Source organism: Paenibacillus sp. FSL R5-0713 (assembly GCF_037973325.1).
In the GTDB taxonomy this organism is placed as follows: Bacteria; Bacillota; Bacilli; order Paenibacillales; family Paenibacillaceae; genus Paenibacillus.
On sequence record NZ_CP150229.1, the window covers coordinates 3,759,233 to 3,778,990 of the forward strand.

20 protein-coding genes are annotated in these 19,758 nt (G+C 42.6%); 13 read left to right on the forward strand and 7 right to left on the reverse strand.

Translation table 11 applies throughout. The features are described 5' to 3' along the window. Positions 1-48 precede the first annotated feature (48 nt). Complete coding sequence (locus MKZ12_RS16635; protein WP_339255600.1) at positions 49-1,518, forward strand: amidohydrolase family protein; 1,470 nt, start codon at positions 49-51, stop codon at positions 1,516-1,518. Between the two features lie 163 nt (positions 1,519-1,681). On the opposite strand, the gene MKZ12_RS16640 is transcribed toward MKZ12_RS16635, so the two are convergent. Beyond that, on the reverse strand, positions 1,682-2,575 hold the full coding sequence (locus tag MKZ12_RS16640; RefSeq protein WP_339255602.1) for a LysR family transcriptional regulator: 894 nt from the start codon (positions 2,573-2,575) through the stop codon (positions 1,682-1,684). 101 nt (positions 2,576-2,676) lie between these two features. Here MKZ12_RS16640 and MKZ12_RS16645 point away from each other — a divergent pair, with 101 nt between their 5' ends. Next, positions 2,677-3,576: a DMT family transporter gene (locus tag MKZ12_RS16645; RefSeq protein ID WP_339255604.1), complete on the forward strand. Its 900-nt coding sequence runs from the start codon at positions 2,677-2,679 to the stop codon at positions 3,574-3,576. Between the two features lie 86 nt (positions 3,577-3,662). Here the strand turns inward: MKZ12_RS16645 and MKZ12_RS16650 are convergent, their stop codons facing one another. Further along, positions 3,663-4,199, reverse strand: a complete 537-nt coding sequence (locus MKZ12_RS16650) for a galactosyltransferase-related protein (protein ID WP_339255605.1) — start codon at positions 4,197-4,199, stop codon at positions 3,663-3,665. A 392-nt stretch (positions 4,200-4,591) separates the two neighbouring features. On the opposite strand from MKZ12_RS16650, the gene MKZ12_RS16655 reads away from it, so the two are divergent. Both MKZ12_RS16655 and MKZ12_RS16660 read left to right on the forward strand, forming a co-directional pair. Continuing rightward, on the forward strand, positions 4,592-4,831 hold the full coding sequence (locus tag MKZ12_RS16655; protein WP_339255608.1) for an EthD domain-containing protein: 240 nt from the start codon (positions 4,592-4,594) through the stop codon (positions 4,829-4,831). A gap of 879 nt (positions 4,832-5,710) precedes the next feature. After that, positions 5,711-6,694, forward strand: coding sequence for an LLM class flavin-dependent oxidoreductase (locus MKZ12_RS16660; protein WP_339255610.1), 984 nt, complete (start codon positions 5,711-5,713; stop codon positions 6,692-6,694). 1,654 nt (positions 6,695-8,348) lie between these two features. Here the strand turns inward: MKZ12_RS16660 and MKZ12_RS16665 are convergent. Then, positions 8,349-9,089 carry an SDR family NAD(P)-dependent oxidoreductase gene (locus MKZ12_RS16665; RefSeq protein ID WP_339255612.1) on the reverse strand — a complete coding sequence of 247 codons (741 nt, stop codon included), beginning with the start codon at positions 9,087-9,089 and terminating at the stop codon, positions 8,349-8,351. A gap of 142 nt (positions 9,090-9,231) precedes the next feature. Between MKZ12_RS16665 and MKZ12_RS16670 the strand changes: the two genes are divergently transcribed. From MKZ12_RS16670 to MKZ12_RS16680, 3 genes are all read left to right on the forward strand, one after another. Further along, entirely contained in the window at positions 9,232-10,128 is an 897-nt protein-coding gene (locus tag MKZ12_RS16670) for a helix-turn-helix transcriptional regulator (RefSeq protein WP_339255614.1), read from the forward strand. Between the two features lie 423 nt (positions 10,129-10,551). Then, on the forward strand, positions 10,552-11,043 hold the full coding sequence (locus MKZ12_RS16675; RefSeq protein WP_339255616.1) for a MarR family transcriptional regulator: 492 nt from the start codon (positions 10,552-10,554) through the stop codon (positions 11,041-11,043). Positions 11,044-11,218: 175 nt separating this feature from the next. Beyond that, positions 11,219-12,037, forward strand: a complete 819-nt coding sequence (locus tag MKZ12_RS16680) for an NAD(P)H-binding protein (RefSeq protein WP_339255618.1) — start codon at positions 11,219-11,221, stop codon at positions 12,035-12,037. A gap of 435 nt (positions 12,038-12,472) precedes the next feature. On the opposite strand, the gene MKZ12_RS16685 is transcribed toward MKZ12_RS16680, so the two are convergent. Continuing rightward, on the reverse strand, positions 12,473-12,928 hold the full coding sequence (locus MKZ12_RS16685) for an arsinothricin resistance N-acetyltransferase ArsN1 family A (protein WP_339261458.1): 456 nt from the start codon (positions 12,926-12,928) through the stop codon (positions 12,473-12,475). Between the two features lie 627 nt (positions 12,929-13,555). On the opposite strand from MKZ12_RS16685, the gene MKZ12_RS16690 reads away from it, so the two are divergent. The 4 genes from MKZ12_RS16690 to MKZ12_RS16705 are packed head-to-tail and all read left to right on the forward strand — an operon-like array spanning position 13,556 to position 16,189. Continuing rightward, positions 13,556-13,885 (forward strand): metalloregulator ArsR/SmtB family transcription factor, encoded by a 330-nt coding sequence (locus MKZ12_RS16690; protein WP_339255620.1) that lies wholly within the window; start codon positions 13,556-13,558, stop codon positions 13,883-13,885. Further along, positions 13,882-15,309: an arsenic transporter gene (locus MKZ12_RS16695; protein ID WP_339255622.1), complete on the forward strand. Its 1,428-nt coding sequence runs from the start codon at positions 13,882-13,884 to the stop codon at positions 15,307-15,309. The genes MKZ12_RS16690 and MKZ12_RS16695 overlap by 4 nt, the downstream gene beginning before the upstream one ends. A 15-nt stretch (positions 15,310-15,324) precedes the next feature. Further along, entirely contained in the window at positions 15,325-15,750 is a 426-nt protein-coding gene (gene arsC, locus MKZ12_RS16700; protein WP_339255624.1) for an arsenate reductase (thioredoxin), read from the forward strand. A gap of 1 nt (position 15,751) precedes the next feature. Next, positions 15,752-16,189, forward strand: a complete 438-nt coding sequence (locus MKZ12_RS16705) for a dual specificity protein phosphatase family protein (protein ID WP_339255626.1) — start codon at positions 15,752-15,754, stop codon at positions 16,187-16,189. 334 nt (positions 16,190-16,523) lie between these two features. On the opposite strand, the gene MKZ12_RS16710 is transcribed toward MKZ12_RS16705, so the two are convergent. From MKZ12_RS16710 to MKZ12_RS16720, 3 genes are all read right to left on the reverse strand, one after another. After that, the gene (locus MKZ12_RS16710) at positions 16,524-16,922 is read right to left on the reverse strand and encodes an RDD family protein (protein WP_339255628.1); all 399 of its coding nucleotides are present in this window, start codon (positions 16,920-16,922) and stop codon (positions 16,524-16,526) included. Between the two features lie 300 nt (positions 16,923-17,222). Continuing rightward, the gene (locus MKZ12_RS16715; RefSeq protein WP_339255630.1) at positions 17,223-17,432 is read right to left on the reverse strand and encodes a hypothetical protein; all 210 of its coding nucleotides are present in this window, start codon (positions 17,430-17,432) and stop codon (positions 17,223-17,225) included. Positions 17,433-18,177: 745 nt separating this feature from the next. Beyond that, entirely contained in the window at positions 18,178-18,324 is a 147-nt protein-coding gene (locus tag MKZ12_RS16720; RefSeq protein WP_339255633.1) for a hypothetical protein, read from the reverse strand. A gap of 304 nt (positions 18,325-18,628) precedes the next feature. Between MKZ12_RS16720 and MKZ12_RS16725 the strand changes: the two genes are divergently transcribed. Further along, positions 18,629-19,186, forward strand: coding sequence for an XRE family transcriptional regulator (locus tag MKZ12_RS16725; RefSeq protein WP_339255634.1), 558 nt, complete (start codon positions 18,629-18,631; stop codon positions 19,184-19,186). Between the two features lie 53 nt (positions 19,187-19,239). Beyond that, positions 19,240-19,713 (forward strand): YbaK/EbsC family protein, encoded by a 474-nt coding sequence (locus MKZ12_RS16730; protein WP_339255635.1) that lies wholly within the window; start codon positions 19,240-19,242, stop codon positions 19,711-19,713. Positions 19,714-19,758 lie beyond the last annotated feature (45 nt).

Here is a 19,758-nt window from a genome sequence, read left to right on the forward strand (position 1 = left end):
AATCAAATTATATCGGTTGATATGATTTATTTTACGAGGAGGATAAGGATGAGTTTAAAGAAAGAAATACGCAGCTTCAGAAAGTCCCTGTTAGGGATATTGGCATTATTGATTGCATTAACGGGAGGTACAGATACTGGATATGCAAGCATTGAGCCTGTGACTAAGCAGACGCTGGTGCTTGAGCATGCAACGATCGTGGATGTAAGATCTGGAAAGTTAAGCAATGATCAAACCATTATCATAAAGGATAACAAGATCAGTTATATTGGAAACAGCAAGCAAACGGCTACTCCAGATTATGCGCAAGTACGGGATGCTACAGGCCAATATGTCATTCCCGGTTTGTGGGATATGCATGTCCATGTGGAAGATAACTATAAAGCCGCTTTCCCGTTGTTTCTTGCAAACGGAGTGACCGGGATAAGAGAGATGGGAGCATCTTTGAAGAACGTCGATATATGGAAAACAAGTATACGTGCCGGTATGCCTGCCCCACGTCTTGTCTACGCGGGGTCTACTTTAAATGGAGGTCCGGCTGATGAGGCTCCTCACATGTTTTATTTAAACACAGAGGAACAGGCACGGGAAGCCGTACGTCTTAACGTTGCACATGGAGCGGATCATATCAAGGTATACTCCTGGTTGCCTCGCCCTCTGTTTCTGGCGGTCATAGATGAAGCCCAAAAGTACGGTTTGCCGGTAGTGGGCCATTTGCCGGTTGAGGTACGGGCCACTGAAGGCATTCAACTCGGATTCAAGAGCATAGAACATCTGCACGGTTTGTTTATTGCCACTTCAAGCATTGAAGACGATATTTTCAAGAATGCCGACATGAGCGATTTGCTCGGTTATTCGTTGGCGGAGATCGAGGCGTCTGAATCCTATGATTCTGTTAAGGCCAACAAGCTTTTTCGCAAATTTAAAGAAAAGGGAGTCTGGCCTGTACCGACCGTTGTTACCTATTTGAATATGGCCAAAACCGAAATCGATCAGCGGTCCAAATACGTACCGACGGCCGTGCAGAAGCAATGGGCTGAAGTGATTCGTGCCACTCCTCCGGAACAAACGGAATTAATGGAGGCCATCAATTCCCTAACGCCAGGCATGGTCAAAAAATTGAATGATGCCGGCGTGCCTATGCTTGCAGGTAGTGATTCCAGTTTCGAAATGACTAACTTTATATACGGTATTTCTCTGCATGATGAGCTGGAGTTGCTAGTTAAGAGCGGCCTCACCCCGCTACAGGCTTTACAGGCGGCAACGCTGAATCCGGCGCGATATTTGGAGAGAGAGCAGGAACTGGGCACTGTAGAAAAAGGAAAGCTCGCCGATCTCGTGCTGCTCGACAAGAACCCGCTGGAGGACATTCGAAACACGACAAGCGTCTCCGCAGTTGTCTTGGATGGAAAACTGATGGAGAAGCAGACTTTGGACCGTGCGGTACAAACATACCCGGTGATAAAGGTTGCCGATCTAAAAGATGAACCGGAAGAATCCAAGCCTTCTGTCCAGTAAACACTTTTTAAGTGTAGACCCTTTTATAAAGATAAACCTGGATAAAATAAATTATAAGCTTGGCTCTATATAAAGTTCTGGAATCTCAAACTGAACGAACGAAATGAAGGGGTGTGATTGATGGGATGTGTTGAGAATGTCTATAATACGTAAATAAAATATACTAGTGGATCTGACTCTCAGATAAATACAACTTTCTAGCGGTCCGAAGGAAGAGCTTCACCCCGTGCGATGACTCCTTCAACGAAGGAACAGCTAGGTGAATCTCTCTAACGGGTTGCGGATCAATTGTCCGGATGCGCACATTGGGCGGTATTGATGATAGTGACAAAGAAGTTCTTGAAACAATTGAGACGCCAAGCCCTTCTTGAATCATACTCAACGCCGTGTTTATGTTGTGGCCATTATATTTGGCGTACAAAGTGGTTCCGAATTCTTTGAATATCTCAATAATCGGCGTTACAAAACCACCTTGACACACAATCATAGGCTCATTATCTAAATCTGTGATATGAATGGTTTCACGACTTTGCAATGGATGGTCATCCCGATGAACCAGACATAATTCATCACGAAAGAAAGGAATCGTTTCGAGTTCATTACATGGCGGAATAATCCATCCGACATCGATTATTCTGGATTCCAGCCCATGTTTAATCTCTTCGATGGTTCCTTCAAACAGTTCGAATGCCAGCCCCGGATGTTTCTCCCCAATAATTCGCATTATTTTTGGCAAGAAGTGCGCGGACACCATTGGGAATACACCAACACGAATGGTGCCAACTTCAAACCCTTTTTCAGCAGTAACCTCCTGCTCAACCTTATTAACTCCATTTAAAATCTCTCTGAACATGACAAGCAGACGCGTACCAATATCGGTAAGGTGAATAACCCCATTTCTTCGTTCCCGTATCAGGAGAGTAACTCCTAACTCTGATTCGAGTGTAGAGATGGCACGGCTTACAGCAGGCTGCGACATATGCAGTAGTTCTCCAGCTTTGGTAAAGCTACCCGTCTCAACGATCTTCACAAACAAGTTAAGTTGAGAAATATTCATAACAAATTTGATATCTCCTTAATAATAATAATGCATTTTATTTATTTTTCAGAGCATTGTACCATAAGTAAACATCATTATACAAAGGAGCCTGATCATTCATGCAGCTTTCAAAGACACATACTTTTTTGCTTTTAACGTTTTTAGTAGCGATGTGGGGGGTGAATTGGCCGCTATCTAAATATGCGCTCGAATTTGCAACACCATTGCTCTTCGCCGGTTTGAGGATCACGATTGGTGGTTTTATTTTGCTTCTGTTCGCTTTACCACGTTATAAATACATTAATTTGAAAGATACTTGGCATATTTACCTGATCTCCGCATTGTTAAATATTATTCTCTTTTTTGGTTTCCAAACGTTTGGACTGAATTTGATGCCTGCTGGTTTATTTTCAACGATCGTATTTATGCAACCCGTTTTACTTGGAATCGGAGCATGGTTGTGGTTAGGTGAATCCATGAACAGTTTCAAAATCGTTGGTCTTATTCTAGGCTTCATAGGCGTTGCTGTGATTAGCATAAATGATGGCTCTAGCCAAATTTCCATCCTGGGTATCATACTTGGTTTAGCCAGCACCATTACTTGGACATTCGGTACGATTTATATGAAGAAAACATCTACTAAAGTCGATGCAATCTGGTTGACTACTCTTCAGATGATCTTTGGTGGAATTGTTTTGTTAAGTGCAGGGACAACCGTTGAAACCTGGACTGATATCATATGGAATCAGCAATTCATCACGACGTTATCGATTATTGCGATCTTCTGTACGGCCCTAACCTGGCTCGTTTTCTTTTTGCTTGTCAGATCGGGTGAAGCTGGGAAAATCGGATCATACAATTTTCTGGTTCCACTCATTGCAATAGTGATAAGCGTTATCTTTTTGGGAGAAACGATTACTACGAAGATGGTGGTGGGACTTGTTCTGATTATCATTGGTATTGGACTAGTAAATCTTAAAATAAATTCCCTGAGATATCACAAAGGAAGCGCAGGTTAAAGATGTAGATAGGGGCTTTTTGTTGTATAAAAAAAGTGAATGCAATTGGAGCAGGAGTAGTATGCTTAAGTTATTGATACAGCTAACTACTCCACCAGTTTTTCAGACCTCTGCGCCATATCCTGTAAAACGCGAGCCACCCGACTTTTTCTGCCTTTTGCTTTTCTCTGTATTCTTGCGAGAGATTTTTTATATGCTTCCACATCTGTTTGCAGCATGAAGTGTTTGGCGGCAATCCGTAATGTTTTTTTTAACAATCGTGCGGAAGAACGTGTTGTTCTGGACCGGAAGCCTCTGCGCAAGATTCGCAGCGTTTTTTTGTAGGTTTCGAGGTCAGCTGATGGTGGTACAACGCAGAATAAATTGAGTGCGGAATCATTGAATCCATAGGTTTCGAGCATGATTTTTAGATTCTCTGTATTGAGCACTTCCCCTCGGAAATGAGTGGGATGTTCCTGATGATAACCTACGACCTCTTTCATACAGTAGAAGGGCACTTTCAAACGATGCAGCCTGTAACCCAGATCCCAGTCTTCAAGCCCATAGAGTACAAACCGTTCATTGAAACCACCGACCCGATTCAATAGGTTACGCCGGATGGATACACACCGAGTAACAAGCAATTCTGTAGTAACTATATCTAACCGAAAAAGGAAAAGAACTAGAAATACCAGTTGATGAAAAATGGAGGGAACAGCAAAACCAATTGCTTCAGTCTATTTCTGAGGCAGACCGTTTGATTCTAAGAACGTTAATGCAACAAATGGAAAGGAACTTAACAAAACTCTCTTTGAGACAGCTTCATTGTTGAGAAGTATATAGACGAATCTGTACAATTAAACCAAAAGATGAAGAAGCCACCGATACAGTACAGAGGCTTCTTCGAAATGAATATCGAGCAACAAGGCAAAGTTTCGAGGGAGTTTGTTCAAACTAAAATTAGACAAAAGGAACTGCCAGTGAAAATGGCAGTTCAGTATATATTGCATACAATTTAACTTCAAGAAATAGACTTGTGTGCAGAATAAAGACTCTATGTGTCCGGAAATATGTGGTGTCTCACCCGGTTGCCGCCGAGGGCTATCCGCAACCAGCGTATGATGGGCTTACTGAAATCTGGTTCGACAGTTGGACCGAACATGACGCGTTCTTTACATCGGACAACTACCTGCAAAAAGTTCAACCGGACGAAAAGAAGTTCATTGACTTCAGCTCTGTCGGCATCATGGTCATAGAAGAAAAAACAGTGATTTAACTTTGTGAACCCTTCATAGCATCACCGGTAACGGCATGAAGAGAATCAACTGTTTGACTCCGGGAGCATAGCAGGGAGTCGAGGATGACAGGCCAGAGGTAGAAGTAACAATGCATGAAATTAACAGGTACTAATTGGTCCTGGGATTATCCAAATTCACCTGGAAGAATAAAGCAGGGGCTAAAATACAGATTTGTTTCGTATCCAGTTTTCAAGGGTAGTACTTAAAACGATGAGAAAGTGCAGCAGTGAATTTCTCGCGGGAAACTTTTTTTGAATAACGTTTGCTAGGTGGTGATGTTAGAGCTGTCCCGGGCATACCCATCCTGAACACGACAGCTAAGCATCTAGCACGATCGTACTTCGACCGAAAAGGACGCAGCCAAGCAACGATTCGGCAGTGCTATTTTGTAAGACACAAGAACATACACGCTTAATAGCCGCTTATCATGCGGCTTTTTTTGCTTTAACGAAATCTGTTCTTGTTGAAACCCAACGACAAGAAAGTACATCTTTATCCGAAAAGGCGATTCACAATTATTATGCAGCAGGGTGGTTTGAGGGAATTCTCACTAATCTGAAGGTGCAGGCAGAATAGTCCCGCTGCGGAAAAATGTAATACGGAAAGGAAGGCTGTGTATTAACAGAAGATGATTCCTGTGCTGGCGTCGCAGGGGGCGTCTTTTTTCGTCTTTGGCGGCATGAATCACGGGGCAGGGGGAATAACCGCTAAACGTATTTAAAGGGCGTGGCCTGACGGCATTCTATTCCTCCATTGGACGCCTGGGCATAACATGGATAAACTAAACAGGAATGAATAGAAATCAGTGAGCACCGGCGTCGGAAAGAAGGCGCCTGTTGTCATAGGAGGTATCATAGATGAAGTTGTCGATCCTGGATTATTCGGAAATTGCCGAAGGGGAGACTCCCGAACAGGCTTTAGCTCATTCCGTCCGGCTGGCCCGGCTTGCGGAGGGGTGGGGGTACCACCGGTATTGGGTATCAGAGCATCACGGCAACAATGTGCTTGCAGGCTCTGCGCCGGAAATTCTCGCTGGGGCTATTGCTACCGGCACCCACCGGATCCGGACCGGATCCGGCGGCGTCATGCTGCCGATGCACAGCCCGTTCAAGGTGGCCGAAAGCTTCGCGGTGCTGGCCGCCCTTTACCCGGGGCGGATCGACCTCGGCGTTGGCCGCTCTACCGGAGGCCCGGCGGATGTATCGCGGGTGCTGCTGGACGGGCGCAGCGGCTCGTTCCGGCTCTATCCGGATCAGATTGCCCGGCTGACCGGTTATGTCCGCCGCTCCGGCGAGCAGCCCTTGCCAAGGCCGGTTCCAACGGAGCCGCCGGACTTATGGCTGCTGGGCTCCAGCTCCGGCAGCGCTGAAATTGCCGCGCGGCACGGGATGGGCCTCGCGTTCGGTCATTTCATCAGCGGGCAAGGGGGACCTGAGGCCGTGAAGGCATACCGGGAGCAATTTGTTCCCGCAGCTCCAGGCGGGAAACCGCAGGTGCTGGTGTCCGCTTTTGCCGTCTGCGGGGAGACGGACGAGCAGGCGGAGAAGCTGGCCGGCGTGTTCGACGATTATCTGCTGAACATCCGGGAAGGCGGCGGACTGCTGAGGGTTCCGTCCATCGAGAATGTCGCTGCCAGAGAGTATACGCCGGAGCAGCGGCAGATCATGGCGGCCGGACGCGGACGGATGCTTGTCGGCGGCCCGGAACGGATGAAGCGTCAGCTGATCCGGCTGGCGGACCGGTACAATGCCGATGAGATTATGCTGGCTACGGTATCGCCGGATTTTGGACATAAATGCCGGATGTATGAGCTGCTCGCTGAGGTAATGAGGCAGGCGTGAGCCTTTCTTTGCTGGCTGCGTACGGACTTTGGACATAGGACTTTTCTGCCGAAACGGTTTAACCTCCGGCTGGAATCGATAGCTTCATAACCATTTTTTGGGGGAAGATGTGTTGAAAGTAAACGTTCGGTTTGGAAATGAGGCGGACAGCCTATGTTCCAGCTGTGGATCGGCAAGTCTGGTCCGTTCGCAGGGCGTCTTCACCACGAGCTAACGTATCTCCAACTCAAAGGGGGTGTCTCAAGCAGCCATTTCATGGCTTTTGAGACACCCCCTTCTTATTTAACTTCCAATTACATTGATCTGTAAGTAACCATTGAAAGTGAAGGGTTGCATTCAGCGTTGGTAAGGGTACAGGCAGAGGTAACTAGATACCAAATAGGATATTTAAAATTACGTATGAGGATTTTCATTTAATGCAAAGCCAAGGGGAATAACTTTCTCCAAGAGATAAAAAGAAATTCTTGTATTCATGCCTTATTGCAATTCATAAGGTATAATTTTATTGTAATGATTCTTTGATTTAGCAGTGAAACACAACACCTATAGGAGACTCTTATGACCACTGAACAGTATAGTGATATTTTATTGGACTCGGTTCCAGAGGTGACTCAGGTTAACTACACTTACAGACAAAGTGCGAATGTACTTTTCAATTTCATGCCTAAACTGTACGCATCCTTTGTTAAGGAAGAGCCATTTAGAGAGAATATAAAGTATACTTCGATTTTCATTTGATCCTTTTGAGAATATCAACCTACTTGGGGTAGATCTGGAACTGTTTGAAGTGATGGGCGTATATGATTTGCGTATTACAGATATAATACCCAGTAAAAAAGAGCAAGGAAAGTGGGAATGTATAGTTGAGAATAGGTCTGATCAAAAGAGCTTCAAGTCGATGATTACCTTAAGTCGTATGAAGAGGCTTTGGAGTTTCAAAAGAACATAAAAGCGCTTCATGAGGCTCGAGATTTGTTTAGCACATTTGAAGAAGATAAATAACTTTAAATTATACTGTGATGTGTAGATCCAATTGGTCGATTCTTTCATTAGGGATAAGATCGGTCCAATCCATATGGTGATACAAGAGCGGGTCGTCCAAAAGATGGCTCGCTTTTTTGCGCAAAAAACTTGTTTACGGTTAGAGATAAGAGGTGAATCCTCTCGAAACAAAAGGAGGTTTCGCTCAAGTTTGCACCCCATTTATTACTCGATTTTTCCTAAGCGCATTATAATGGGTGAAATAGCAGTGACACACAGTTTCGTAAAGGCATTCAGACTTTTAAAACTAACACACTGAAGGGATCGTAAGGGAGATACGTGGCTATACTTTAAACGCAGAAAGTCGATCCAGATGACTACCTAAGATACGATAGTACTTCTACAAAAACAGTGAATCCTTCAGTAGACATAGTTACTGAACAAATCAGATTTTACAGCCGGTCTTGTCCCAAGCCAAGGACAAGAACTTGTACCGATTGCCGGAATGGACAAGAACTTGTACCGATTTCCGATTAGATAAGTATCTAACTATGTTCAAAGCAATATCATTAAGCTAACGGGAAGAATAATTCAATATTTTTATGGAATATAACAATAAATGGTATTAGGGACGTCGTTTGTAATTTGCGAAAATAAGGCATAATCACTTTTCTTAGGCATAGTTTTGGGCATTCAGCTGTTTGAAAAGCTCGTCCCGCTCCTGGCGGGAAGCATTCGCGGAAATTTTGGAAAAGTCATAAGTTATTTCTTCTTCGCCTCGTGCCAATCCGGCCATAACTTCGTCCGCAAAGAGGTCCACAGGAACGCCGGTAGTATTTGCCCCGGGAATGCCCAAATCGGTGTTCGTGAGCGTCGGAGAAATCTCGATGACTCTGATTTGACCGTTGAACTGATGTCTCATCGATTGTGTATAGGAATGTAGGGCGGCTTTCGTGGCGCTGTACACAGGGGCTGCAGCCAGCGGTACATGAGCCAGGGCGGAAGTCACATTTAAAATCGCTGCATCCTTTTGCTTAAGCAGATGAGATGTGAACAACCGGGTTAAGTGAATGGGCGCCCCTAAATTAGTTTTTATTTCCAAATCAATATGCGACCATGGCTCCACGCCATCATATTTCAGATAGTGCATGATCCCGGCATTGTTGAGTACAACGTTCAATTGGGGGAAATTACGGGTCACTTTTTCAAAAAGTGCAATGCGCTCCTCCTCTTTAGACACATCGCTAATATAAGTAACCAGTTCAGGATGGATGGCTTTTGCCTCCTGCAGCTTATCGGCTCTTCTGCCGGTGATGATTACTTTGTTGTCTTTTTTCAGGAATCTCGAGGCAAGCGCAAATCCGATACCGGTAGCACCGCCAGTGATCAGGATGGTGTTATTTTGTATATTCATTGAGTATCGCTCCTTTATTGTCTTATACTGTATCTGCTCGAAACCCATTGTATAATCAAGTTGAATGGATATGCAGAGGTGCATTTATTCTAGTATTGTCACTACCAAGCTACGTTGGATGAACATAAGGAGGGGGATGAACATGCCGGAATTACAACCGAATCGCTACAGTGAATTGGCTCAATTCCTGCGCAACCGCAGGGCACGCATATCACCAAAGCAGCTAGGCTTGCCTGAAGGGCGGCGGCGTACGCCGGGTCTTCGCAGGGCTGAGGTAGCGACGCTAGCAGGCATCAGCCTTGAATGGTATACCTATCTGGAGCAGGGGCGGGAAATTCATGTATCCATTGAAGTGCTTGAAAGCTTGGCGAGAGTGCTGCAGCTGGATAAAACGGAACGCAAGCATATGTTTCTGCTGGCTCACCGTCAGCATCCTCCCGAACGCCCCCGTTCTTTGGATGTGCAGGTTAGCCCGGTGATTCAGCGGCATCTTGATAGCCTAGGAACATCTCCCGCTGCGGCTATGGATGTCAGAATGAACATACTCTCCTGGAATGATGCATTCATTGCGCTTCAGGGCGATTTTGTGAACCTGGAGGGCAATTCGGAAAGAGAGCGGAACTTTCTTTGGATTACGTTCACATCGGAATATTTTCGCACATTAAAAGGGGATCAGTGGGAGGCTCACGCCAGACGTACTACTGCCAGATTTCGGGCAGAATATGCAAAGTATGTGGATGATCCTTGGTGGGCTGAACAGGTTGAATTGTTAAGTGAGGCAAGCCCCGAATTCAAAGAGTACTGGCAGAGCTATGAAGTATTGGATGCTTACGATGCACATAAAATCATGTATCATCCAGAGGCAGGCATATTGAACTTTGACCATCTCACACTGCAACCTTTAGAATCCCCAGAGCTTGAAATATCAGTCCAAGTGCCGCTTCCGGATGGCACAGCCGGAAAGATTCAAGCGCTGATGGAGGATCGGAGTAAAAAGAGTTTTGTAAGGGAGAGTGGTTTCGAGGATCTTATTATTTAGCAGATGAGATGTTGCACATTTTTGATTGGAAGTACAAGATTCGTTTACGGCTCAAAGAAAGAGTCCATGTTTTGTTACCCTGTTCAACAAAACATGGACTCTTTCAAACAGTGGGTACAAAAGTAATATCAATTACGTATCTAAGACGTTAAAAATATACCTTTTTATAACATCTCCTTGGGGTTGAATAAGAGGGTAATATTCGGAATATGTATCATTTGGATCCAAAAGCAGCTCCTGCAGCCAGGTTCATTTTGTTGTCTATGGGTCATTTTAAGGAAACGGCTATCTTTAATCGACGAAGTCCAGCATGCGAGCGTTTTGATTTTCATAGAAAAGAAATAATGATTTGACATTTTCTATGGGGTAAGTTATCTTTGCCTATATAGTTAAGCTATTAACTAAATGGAGATGACAGAACACATGGATAATCTGCAAGAAGAGAACTTACTGCCAATTGATCCTAAACGAGATTCGCTACAAGAATATTTGCTTAGTCTGCCACTGCCCAATGAAGCTTTTTTTACGATGGTTGAGGCGACTGCCAATCTGGTGGCCGTGTCGGAGAAATACTGGCAATCCCAAGGACTGAATGGAGCAAGAATTCGCATACTTGTAGAGATTGCAAAAGATGGGGGAACGATGCTGCCTTCAGTGCTTGCCGAAAAAATCGGTGTCACCAAGGCCAACATTAGCTTGCTGCTGACTCCGCTGGAGCGTGATGGATACATTGCGAGGGCTGAGCATGCCCGAGATGGTCGCAAGACGGTGATTTCCATTACCGATGCAGGACAGACATTATTGAGGGAGCATCTGCCGGGTAATCGTGAAGCTGTGGCTTTACAAATGGGCAAGTTGGATGAACAGGAGCAGCATCAGTTGATTGTTCTGTTACAGAAGCTGAACAGGTCTTGATCCTTAATACACTTTAAAATGATACTAAGACCAGTGAATTTTGAGGCAGGACATGTGTTGGAAAGGGATGGGATTGGTTCAGCGAGGAATGTGTTGTAGTCCAGTGAATCATTCTGTTCATTTAGTTAATAACTTAACTACTTGATGCAATTCATTTATAGGAGGGAAAAGCAGGATGTCGATCATGATTACAGGAGCCACAGGACAATTAGGCAATCTGATTATTGCAAATCTTCTAGTCCGGGTCCCCGCTACAGAAATTATCGCAGGTGTCCGTAATGGGGCGATGTCCGAAACTTTAAAAGCTTTAAAGGATCAGGGTGGGGAGGTTCGCAGTATTGACTATGACAGGCCGGAAACGCTACAGAATGCCTTTGCCGGTGTGAGTAAATTGCTGCTGATTTCCAGCTCACATACCGATGATACAGTCCGGCTAACTCAACATACAAGTGTAATCAATACGGCGAAGAACTCTGGAGTTGAACATATCCTTTATACCAGTTTTGCTTTCCCACAGACGAGTCTTAAAGGTTCGAGTAGCGTGCATAGACTTACCGAGCAGGTCATATTTGATTCGGGGATGAAGTATACGATTTTGCGCAATGGGCTGTATATTGATTTTGTGAATGTCCTTGGACTACAGGAAGCGATACAAAGTGGCGTGCTAACAACTTCAGCCGGAGATTGGCGGTTTAATGCGGTTACACGCGGTGATCTTGCATGGGCCATTGCGAACGTGCTTGCAGAGAAAGGGCATGAGCAGAGGATATATGAGTTAGCCGCACCAAAGACTTGGAACTTTGCTGATCTGGCTGAGGTGCTCACAGCATTGGCGGATAAACCTGTCATGCACATCGAGGATGTGTCTGTACAGCATTGGATCTATCCTTTTTTAAGCAGTATTGATACCGGATCTACGTCTAAGGATCTTGAGCAATTGATGGGCAAACCAATAACTTCGTTGGAGGAGAGCATTGCACCTTTTCTGAATTAATCAATTTACATTGGAGTGACGTTAAGCCCGTATGATTGTGAAGACATCAACTTCAAAAAATGAATCATTCGAACAGTATTTTGGCGTACAAGAGGGCAGCAAATTATTCAGCGCGGTTGGACGCAGCGAACCATATGGATCATAACCATGTATTACGCTGGATACGATTGCGGTGGCTGCGCCAACGACAGATTCGGTAATTACCTTTTATTCAGAAGGTTATGACCAGAAATATGTAATCGATCTCACGGATTTGGCACCGGGGTATGGCTGCAGGTGTCGAGGGACAAGAACATGTTCCTATTGCCGATTAGACGTATATTTAAGCGGCGTCTTGCCCTTCAATACATTAAACTAACGGGCAGGATAGTTTATTGTATCGTGTTCAAGTAATTCGAAAACCTAGTATTGTAAGATCAATACGGCTCGCGATGCTTATAATAATTTTTCCATAGCCATCACGTCCACAAATTTCCCCTCTAGAATACCTTGATTCTGAAATACACCTACTTCTCGATATCCAACTTTATGATATAGGCTCTGACCAAGCGTATTAAATGGAAAGGTAAAAAGAACAAACTTATAAAAGTTATTCTGATTACCGATTTCCTCTAATCTCTGAAGTAACTGTTTTCCGACCCCTTTACCGTGATGATCACGATGAATATAAATGGAGAGGTCACCGACACCGTCATATGCGCTTCTAGGGTTATATGAATTGATAGAAGCCCATCCAACCACTTGATCATTCTGTTCGGCTATAAGTACCGAGTAACGTCCCTGGTGCTTGTTAAACCATTCAGACATGTAAGCTTCATCTTTTATATCTGTTTCTAGCGTGGCAATACGGTCTTCAATACCTTGGTTATAAATAGTCAGCACCTTGGTTATAAATAGTCAGCTTATGCTTGATCAATCCAATTTGGGTAAACGATTATTGCAAAAAAGCAGTGACGGTGTCCTTGATACAGGTATATACAAAAATGCTTTCGATCAAGGTAAGCTGGATGCCAAACTGATGTTTAAAGCTTTTACGGAAAACCGTGGCAGACCTCATTTGCGACTGCGACGATTCGAGGTTCTGGGAAAGACGCGAAAAAAGCTGTACAATCGCTTGTGAAAAGAATGTGAGCTATCGAATTTCAGGAGGATGTTATAATTGGTAATTATAACTATTCTCGAGGTGACTAAATGAAGGTACACTTTTGTATACCGCAGCACAACTTAATGATGCAATCATCAAACAATGGCATGTAGAGGTGTATCAGCATGATGAATTATTAGATCAAGGTGGAGTCATTAAGTATCAAACGAACGTTATAGTTAATATGAAAGACGGTCATTATTTTATTAAGTCAAAATGTGAATTTTTAGTTCGAGAGTAAAGTCGGTAATCTTTATTGCCGACTTTTTTGATGCACTAAAATTCCTTATATTCGTATTTGCTTATATAAGTGATTAATAATATGCTTATATCATTAAATGAAGCCGACAAGACTAAGCACAGGGGGTGTACATATGGAACAAAACATTCAGGAGATGGCTGAGGCGTATAAGTTATTAGCTGATAAAACACGTTTGACCATCATTGCGCTACTTCAGGAACAGGAACTTTGTGTATGTGATATCACAGACATTATTGGCATGTCACAACCAAACGCCAGTCAGCATCTTCGAAAACTAAAGGCAGCTGGTCTCCTTAATGAAAAGAAAAAAGGGCAGTGGGTGTACTACTCTCTTAATTCAGATGCAGAAGCATATGTTCAGTGTGTGTATCCGTATCTGCCATCCATGAAAGATAAAATAGCAGGATTGAAAAACTGCTGCGTTCCTCAGGAGGAAGCATGACCATTATCGCTATTCTAATCTTTCTACTTACACTGACTTTTGTGATTTGGCAACCTAAGGGGCTTAATATTGGATGGTCAGCGTCAGCTGGAGCTGTCCTTGCACTTCTTTTTGGAGTCGTCAGTCTATCCGATGTAGGTACGGTCACAGGGATCGTATGGAACGCCACGCTTGCTTTTGTAGCTATTATTTTAATTTCACTGATTTTAGATGAAATCAAATTTTTTGAATGGGCTGCACTACACATGGCAAGGCTCGCAAGAGGTAACGGTAAGTTGATGTTCATTTATGTTGTGCTGCTTGGGGCAGGGGTGGCAGCGTTCTTTGCAAATGACGGTGCCGCACTGATCTTAACGCCTATTGTGCTGGCTATGGTCAGAGCGCTCAAATTTGATCAAAAGATGATTTTACCTTTTATCATCGCAAGTGGTTTTATTGCAGATACAACTTCACTTCCGCTCGTCGTTAGCAACCTCGTCAATATCGTTTCTGCCGATTACTTTGGCATTGGCTTTGTGGAGTATGCAAGTCGTATGATTGTTCCCAATTTCTTTTCAATATTAGCGAGTCTTCTGGTCTTATTCTTGTTCTTTAGAAAGAGTATTCCAGGGAACTACGAAGTCAGTCAGCTCAAAAAGCCAGCCGAAGCGATCAAGGATAAGAAACTGTTCAACATATCTTGGGTGATCTTAGCTGTGCTACTGGTTGCGTACTTGATGAGCGAGTTCATTCAAGTTCCGGTGTCTGTAGTCGCTGGGGTTATTGCAATCTTGTTTATTTTAGCTGCAAGGCGGAGTCACGCTATTCAAACGTGGAGGCTCATTAAAGGAGCTCCATGGGCAGTCGTGATTTTCTCCATTGGTATGTACGTCGTGGTTTACGGACTACGAAATGTGGGATTGACAGTTGAACTTGGGAAGGTCATTCAAGTTATCGCCGACAAGGGACTTTACATCTCCACACTTGGTATGGGTTTTCTGGCTGCTATATTATCTTCGGTTATGAACAATATGCCGACAGTGATGATTGATGCGCTTGCTATTGATGGAACCAATACGCAAGGGGTCATTCGGGAATCGCTGATTTATGCCAATATTATCGGCAGTGACTTGGGTCCAAAAATCACACCGATCGGATCGCTCGCCACACTTTTGTGGCTACATGTACTGTCCCGTAAGGATGTAAAAATCAAGTGGGGAAGTTATTTCAAAATTGGGATTGTGCTCACTATTCCAACACTCTTTATTACGTTAACAGGACTATATTTGTGGCTACACTTGATTCATTCAACAAGCATAAACGTTTGGTTAATGATTGGCGTTATTGCAGTAGCATTGGTTGTTATCGCAATGATCATAAAAACGTTAATTAACTCACTCAAAAATGGGCGAAGCGAAAGTACAAGTAAGCCAAACCAAAGATAAAGGAGATCAGTAATCATGAACAATAAACCACTTGTTTACTTTTTATGTACAGGAAACTCTTGCAGAAGCCAAATCGCCGATGGATTTTTGAAGGCACTTGGTAGTGATAAATACGAGGTGAGAAGCGCAGGATTAGAGGCGCATGGCTTAAATCCTCGTGCTGTTCAAACGATGAAAGAAGCTGAAATCGATATTTCGAGACATACATCAGATGTAATTGATCCTGAGATTTTAAAACAAGCAGACTACATCATCACGCTTTGTGGTCATGCCAACGATAATTGTCCCGTTGTACGTAATGACAAAGCTGAAAGATGGCACTGGGGATTCGATGATCCAGCCAAGGCGACAGGTACAGAGGAAGAAATCACAGCTACATTCGCTGAGGTTCGCGATTCAATTAAAGCTCGTATCGAGCAATTCTTGAAAGAAGGTAAGTAAAATGGATCACGCAGAAAAGAAATATCATGCACTTATTGCTGAAAAAGTTTTTATGGGCGGAGCTGCCGACGTAGAGGCAATGGTTCTTAACGAAGGCATTGAAGTCGTGGTGGATCTTCGAGAAGAAGCAACAGAGTGCGCGTATCCAACAGATCATGTGAAGTGGGTAAAGATTCCGCTTGATGACGATACGAAAGAACATGAAGCCGAGCTTTTCAAACAAGCCATTGATGAGGTTGTTGGAGCGTATAACGCTGGCAAGAAAGTTGCCTTTCACTGTGGAGGAGGCAAGGGAAGAACGGGTACCGTTGCAGCCGGGATATTATTAAAGCTAGGGTTGGCAAATACGTTTGAGGATGCTGAAATAAAGGCAAAAAGCATCAGAAGTATCATTAATATTAAGCCGGTGCAAAAGGATTTATTAAATAAAATATTCTGAAACAAGGCTTTTAATCGTTACGCTAACGAGAAACGATAGTACAATAAAACTAAGAAAGATAGCTGATCGATTTGATCGGCTGCTTTTCTTTAACTAACATAGATTCATGTCATGAGGGAGAGAAGTAATTCAAAGAATCTAAATTACGCATAGCTCCAGTTGGGTGAAATCTATAAGTAACATATTTAGGACATCAAATTAGAGCTAAAGATCTGCATTAAACATATGTACAAAATACGAGTTTTGTGAAACAGTACCAATGATTTAAAAGCTGCGATTTAAAAGCTGCACAGTGATTTTAACCCTGTACAGCCAATTCTTATAAGCATTCAGTTTAATCCCAGACTACTTCTGTTCCTGCAATAAAATCATGAATCGCACGTCGATCCTCACGTAAACCAACCATAAAAGCACTCACAATAACTCCGATACCCAAAGTTATTACATACACAAGTCCAGCCACAACAACTCGCATCAGCATCGTACCAATTTTTGGCGGTTCATGTGTATCGTATTTACGGATTCGAATTCCACATATACGTTTTCCAATGGTTCGGCCATACCAGTAAACTGGTAATAAAATTGAATATATCGCACTAAGTAATTTGGCAATCGGTTCATCCGTATCAAAATTACCCGTAACCACACCTGCAATAATAACTAACGGAATTGAAATAATAAGACTATCCAATACATTTGCTCCTAATCTAATCCAAAAACCTGCTTTATACAAAATGTTTTCCTCCAAACTACAATTTTAAACTAAATTTCTAAATTACTTCCTGAACTCCCTTCATTAAAATATCTAACTTTATGTACACAACTCAAATAGTATAACAGAAAATTTTACCTTTTCACGATAAAACTCCTATTTCATTTTAATTGCAACCTTTGTGAATTTTATAACAAACTTCGAATTAACTTAATTGCTGTTCACACTGCTTACTCTTATCCTTTCTAATATTTAGCTTCTGAGTCTCCAATAAATACACCATAATAATTATGTAAACCAAGAAAATCTACTCAACATTTGTTAAGTAGCCTTCTGTTCGTTCTGCGTCTGCCCTCTTCGCCAAATCTTATACTCCACAATGGCATAGACTAAACCGGCGATGGCAAATATCCATATCGATGTCATTCGGTTCAGATGGTATCCATTCACGAAATATGGATTGTACATGAGATCAAAAACCCACAGCCCGCCCCATCCAAACCCAATCATATAGATGATAGTTCTCATCATAGGAAAGCATACATATTTCCGCAGCATGAGATCGGGATAAGAATAACAACATGAAAAACGACTAAATAGTGACCAAATCCCAGGATAAGCGACAAAATATATATCAAGCCCCCTAGATTACGTAAGCCGTAATACTCTGTCGTTGTAATATGGTACCCTTCAATCCTCTCAAGAACGATAAGTGCTGTAAAGAAGATCCCGATAAATATCAGTCCTAATACCATGTAACGTTGAACCGCGTTCACCAACATCAGATCACCCCAATGTCTAAACGCAGCCAGGATCGTTCAAGTTACATGATTTCGAACAAATTACACAATTACACATATGCGTTATTAGGTTATGTTAATGTTAAAGTTAATCCATCGTAAATTGCTCTCATCCAACGACTACTTCTGACCTTCCAGAATCATCGTATCCAGGCGGTCCATAAGCTCATTTTATAGATCTTTTCATTCTTCACTGCATTCATGTTATTCAACACCTTGCTGTCTACCATTTTATTCTCGCTATTCTCCATCAATAGCAGACGATCCGGATTAAAGGTAGCCAGAGCCTCCAGTGCGATCTGTTTACCGCCCCAGCCCTCTGGATCAGGGATCCCCCTCTGTGCGCTTCAGGCCCCATTCACCGTATAACATCTCAGCTGCCCCTTTATATGAATAGACGACCGGGTTGTTTGGATATGTCTCAATTACGGCAAAGGATCCACCATGTACAGCCCCCTCCAGCTTTTGTTTCCACTCTACAGATTTCGCATCATACTTGGCCAGATATTCATCCTTCTTGCTTTCTTCTCAATTGTAGGTCCCATGATGCCTTCCAACCCAATGGAAGCTGACTTCAATTCATCAAAAGAACGACGCAGCCGTTCAAAACGTTTGCCCCCCATATTGTGGGTATCTTGATCTCACGAATACCACTCAGATATTCATGCAGCCGACTGTCGGCTTCATTTTTGATTCTATTTACAATTCTCGCCAACCAAAAGAAGTGTCGTCGGAGAAAATTTTCGTTTTTTTATTGTATAGACAAATGTGACTTTTTCGATCTTTAACTCCCGTAATATTTTCCATTTATTATGGTTAAATATGAGAAGTAGTTACTTATATCATTAAACTGTCGCCTATTGAATCCAACTGCTGGTATGTTATGATATATTTTAAAATGTTATAACATACAAAAGGAGTGATGCAATGCAATCGCCAGTATTAACTATTGGAGAACGGTTAAAAGAAATACGAGCAACTAGAAATCTTACACTTGAAGATGTTTCTAGACTGACTGATGTAAGTAAGCCTATGCTTGGACAAATTGAAAGAGGACAGTCTTCACCAACGATTACAACTCTTTGGAAAATCGCAGTCGGCTTAAAAGTCCCTTTATCTTTATTATTGGAAGAGCTAGAAGATGAGTGCAGTGTGGTTGATACACGGTCCAAAGACGCTATCGTTGAAAATGATGGAAAAATGAGAGCATTTCCTGTTTTTCCTTTTGACCCTACCCGTAACGTTGAAATATTTTATATCGAATTTGATCCTGGATGTCACCATCCATCTGAAAGACACCTTGATGGTGTGGAAGAATATATTTTTGTGGTACAAGGTATGTTAGAAATGGTAGTCAACACAAAAAAAATTGTTTTAAAAGAAAATCAAGCACTCCGCTTCCGTGCTAATGTTTTTCATTCCTATAATAATCTCTATCAGGAACCATGTATCATTTACAACATGATTTTTTACCCAAGAACATAGGCAAGTTTCATCTGTGATCATCTAGAAAATATTTAAAATGAGGTGTGGTGATTATGGCAATTGAAAAAGTAAAAGATTTTTTCAAACAATATGGTATGAATTCTCAAATTATCGAATTTGAAGTATCTAGTGAAACCGTGGATTTGGCTGCATCTGCATTAGGTTGTGAGCCAAAGAGAATCGCAAAAACACTTTCTTTTATGGTGAATGGACAAGCTGTTTTAGTAGTTGCTGCCGGGGATGCAAAAGTGGATAACAAAAAATTCAAAGAGTATTTCAAAACAAAAGCAAAAATGCTTTCTCCTGATGAAACCATGGATATGGTTGGTCATGCCATTGGAGGTGTTTGTCCATTTGCTATTAAAAATGATGTTTCTGTTTATCTAGACATATCTCTAAAACGTTTTGAGACAATCTATCCAGCTTGCGGGAGTAGCAATAGTGCTATTGAACTTACCATAAAACAATTAGAAAAATACTCTAGTTATTCAGAGTGGATTGATGTGTGTAAAGGATGGAATGTTTGATTTATAGTAGCTCTATATGGGGTAGCGCCAACATTTTGACTGTTT

Coding starts and splice junctions, on each gene's coding strand:
- MKZ12_RS16635 (WP_339255600.1), top strand. CDS start 49: ATGAGTTTAAAGAAAGAAATACGCAGCTTCAGAAAGTCCCTGTTAGGG.
- MKZ12_RS16640 (WP_339255602.1), bottom strand. CDS start 2,575: ATGAATATTTCTCAACTTAACTTGTTTGTGAAGATCGTTGAGACGGGT.
- MKZ12_RS16645 (WP_339255604.1), top strand. CDS start 2,677: ATGCAGCTTTCAAAGACACATACTTTTTTGCTTTTAACGTTTTTAGTA.
- MKZ12_RS16660 (WP_339255610.1), top strand. CDS start 5,711: ATGAAGTTGTCGATCCTGGATTATTCGGAAATTGCCGAAGGGGAGACT.
- MKZ12_RS16665 (WP_339255612.1), bottom strand. CDS start 9,089: ATGAATATACAAAATAACACCATCCTGATCACTGGCGGTGCTACCGGT.
- MKZ12_RS16670 (WP_339255614.1), top strand. CDS start 9,232: ATGCCGGAATTACAACCGAATCGCTACAGTGAATTGGCTCAATTCCTG.
- MKZ12_RS16675 (WP_339255616.1), top strand. CDS start 10,552: ATGGATAATCTGCAAGAAGAGAACTTACTGCCAATTGATCCTAAACGA.
- MKZ12_RS16680 (WP_339255618.1), top strand. CDS start 11,219: ATGTCGATCATGATTACAGGAGCCACAGGACAATTAGGCAATCTGATT.
- MKZ12_RS16690 (WP_339255620.1), top strand. CDS start 13,556: ATGGAACAAAACATTCAGGAGATGGCTGAGGCGTATAAGTTATTAGCT.
- MKZ12_RS16695 (WP_339255622.1), top strand. CDS start 13,882: ATGACCATTATCGCTATTCTAATCTTTCTACTTACACTGACTTTTGTG.
- arsC (WP_339255624.1), top strand. CDS start 15,325: ATGAACAATAAACCACTTGTTTACTTTTTATGTACAGGAAACTCTTGC.
- MKZ12_RS16705 (WP_339255626.1), top strand. CDS start 15,752: ATGGATCACGCAGAAAAGAAATATCATGCACTTATTGCTGAAAAAGTT.
- MKZ12_RS16715 (WP_339255630.1), bottom strand. CDS start 17,432: ATGATGAGAACTATCATCTATATGATTGGGTTTGGATGGGGCGGGCTG.
- MKZ12_RS16720 (WP_339255633.1), bottom strand. CDS start 18,324: ATGGGGGGCAAACGTTTTGAACGGCTGCGTCGTTCTTTTGATGAATTG.
- MKZ12_RS16725 (WP_339255634.1), top strand. CDS start 18,629: ATGCAATCGCCAGTATTAACTATTGGAGAACGGTTAAAAGAAATACGA.
- MKZ12_RS16730 (WP_339255635.1), top strand. CDS start 19,240: ATGGCAATTGAAAAAGTAAAAGATTTTTTCAAACAATATGGTATGAAT.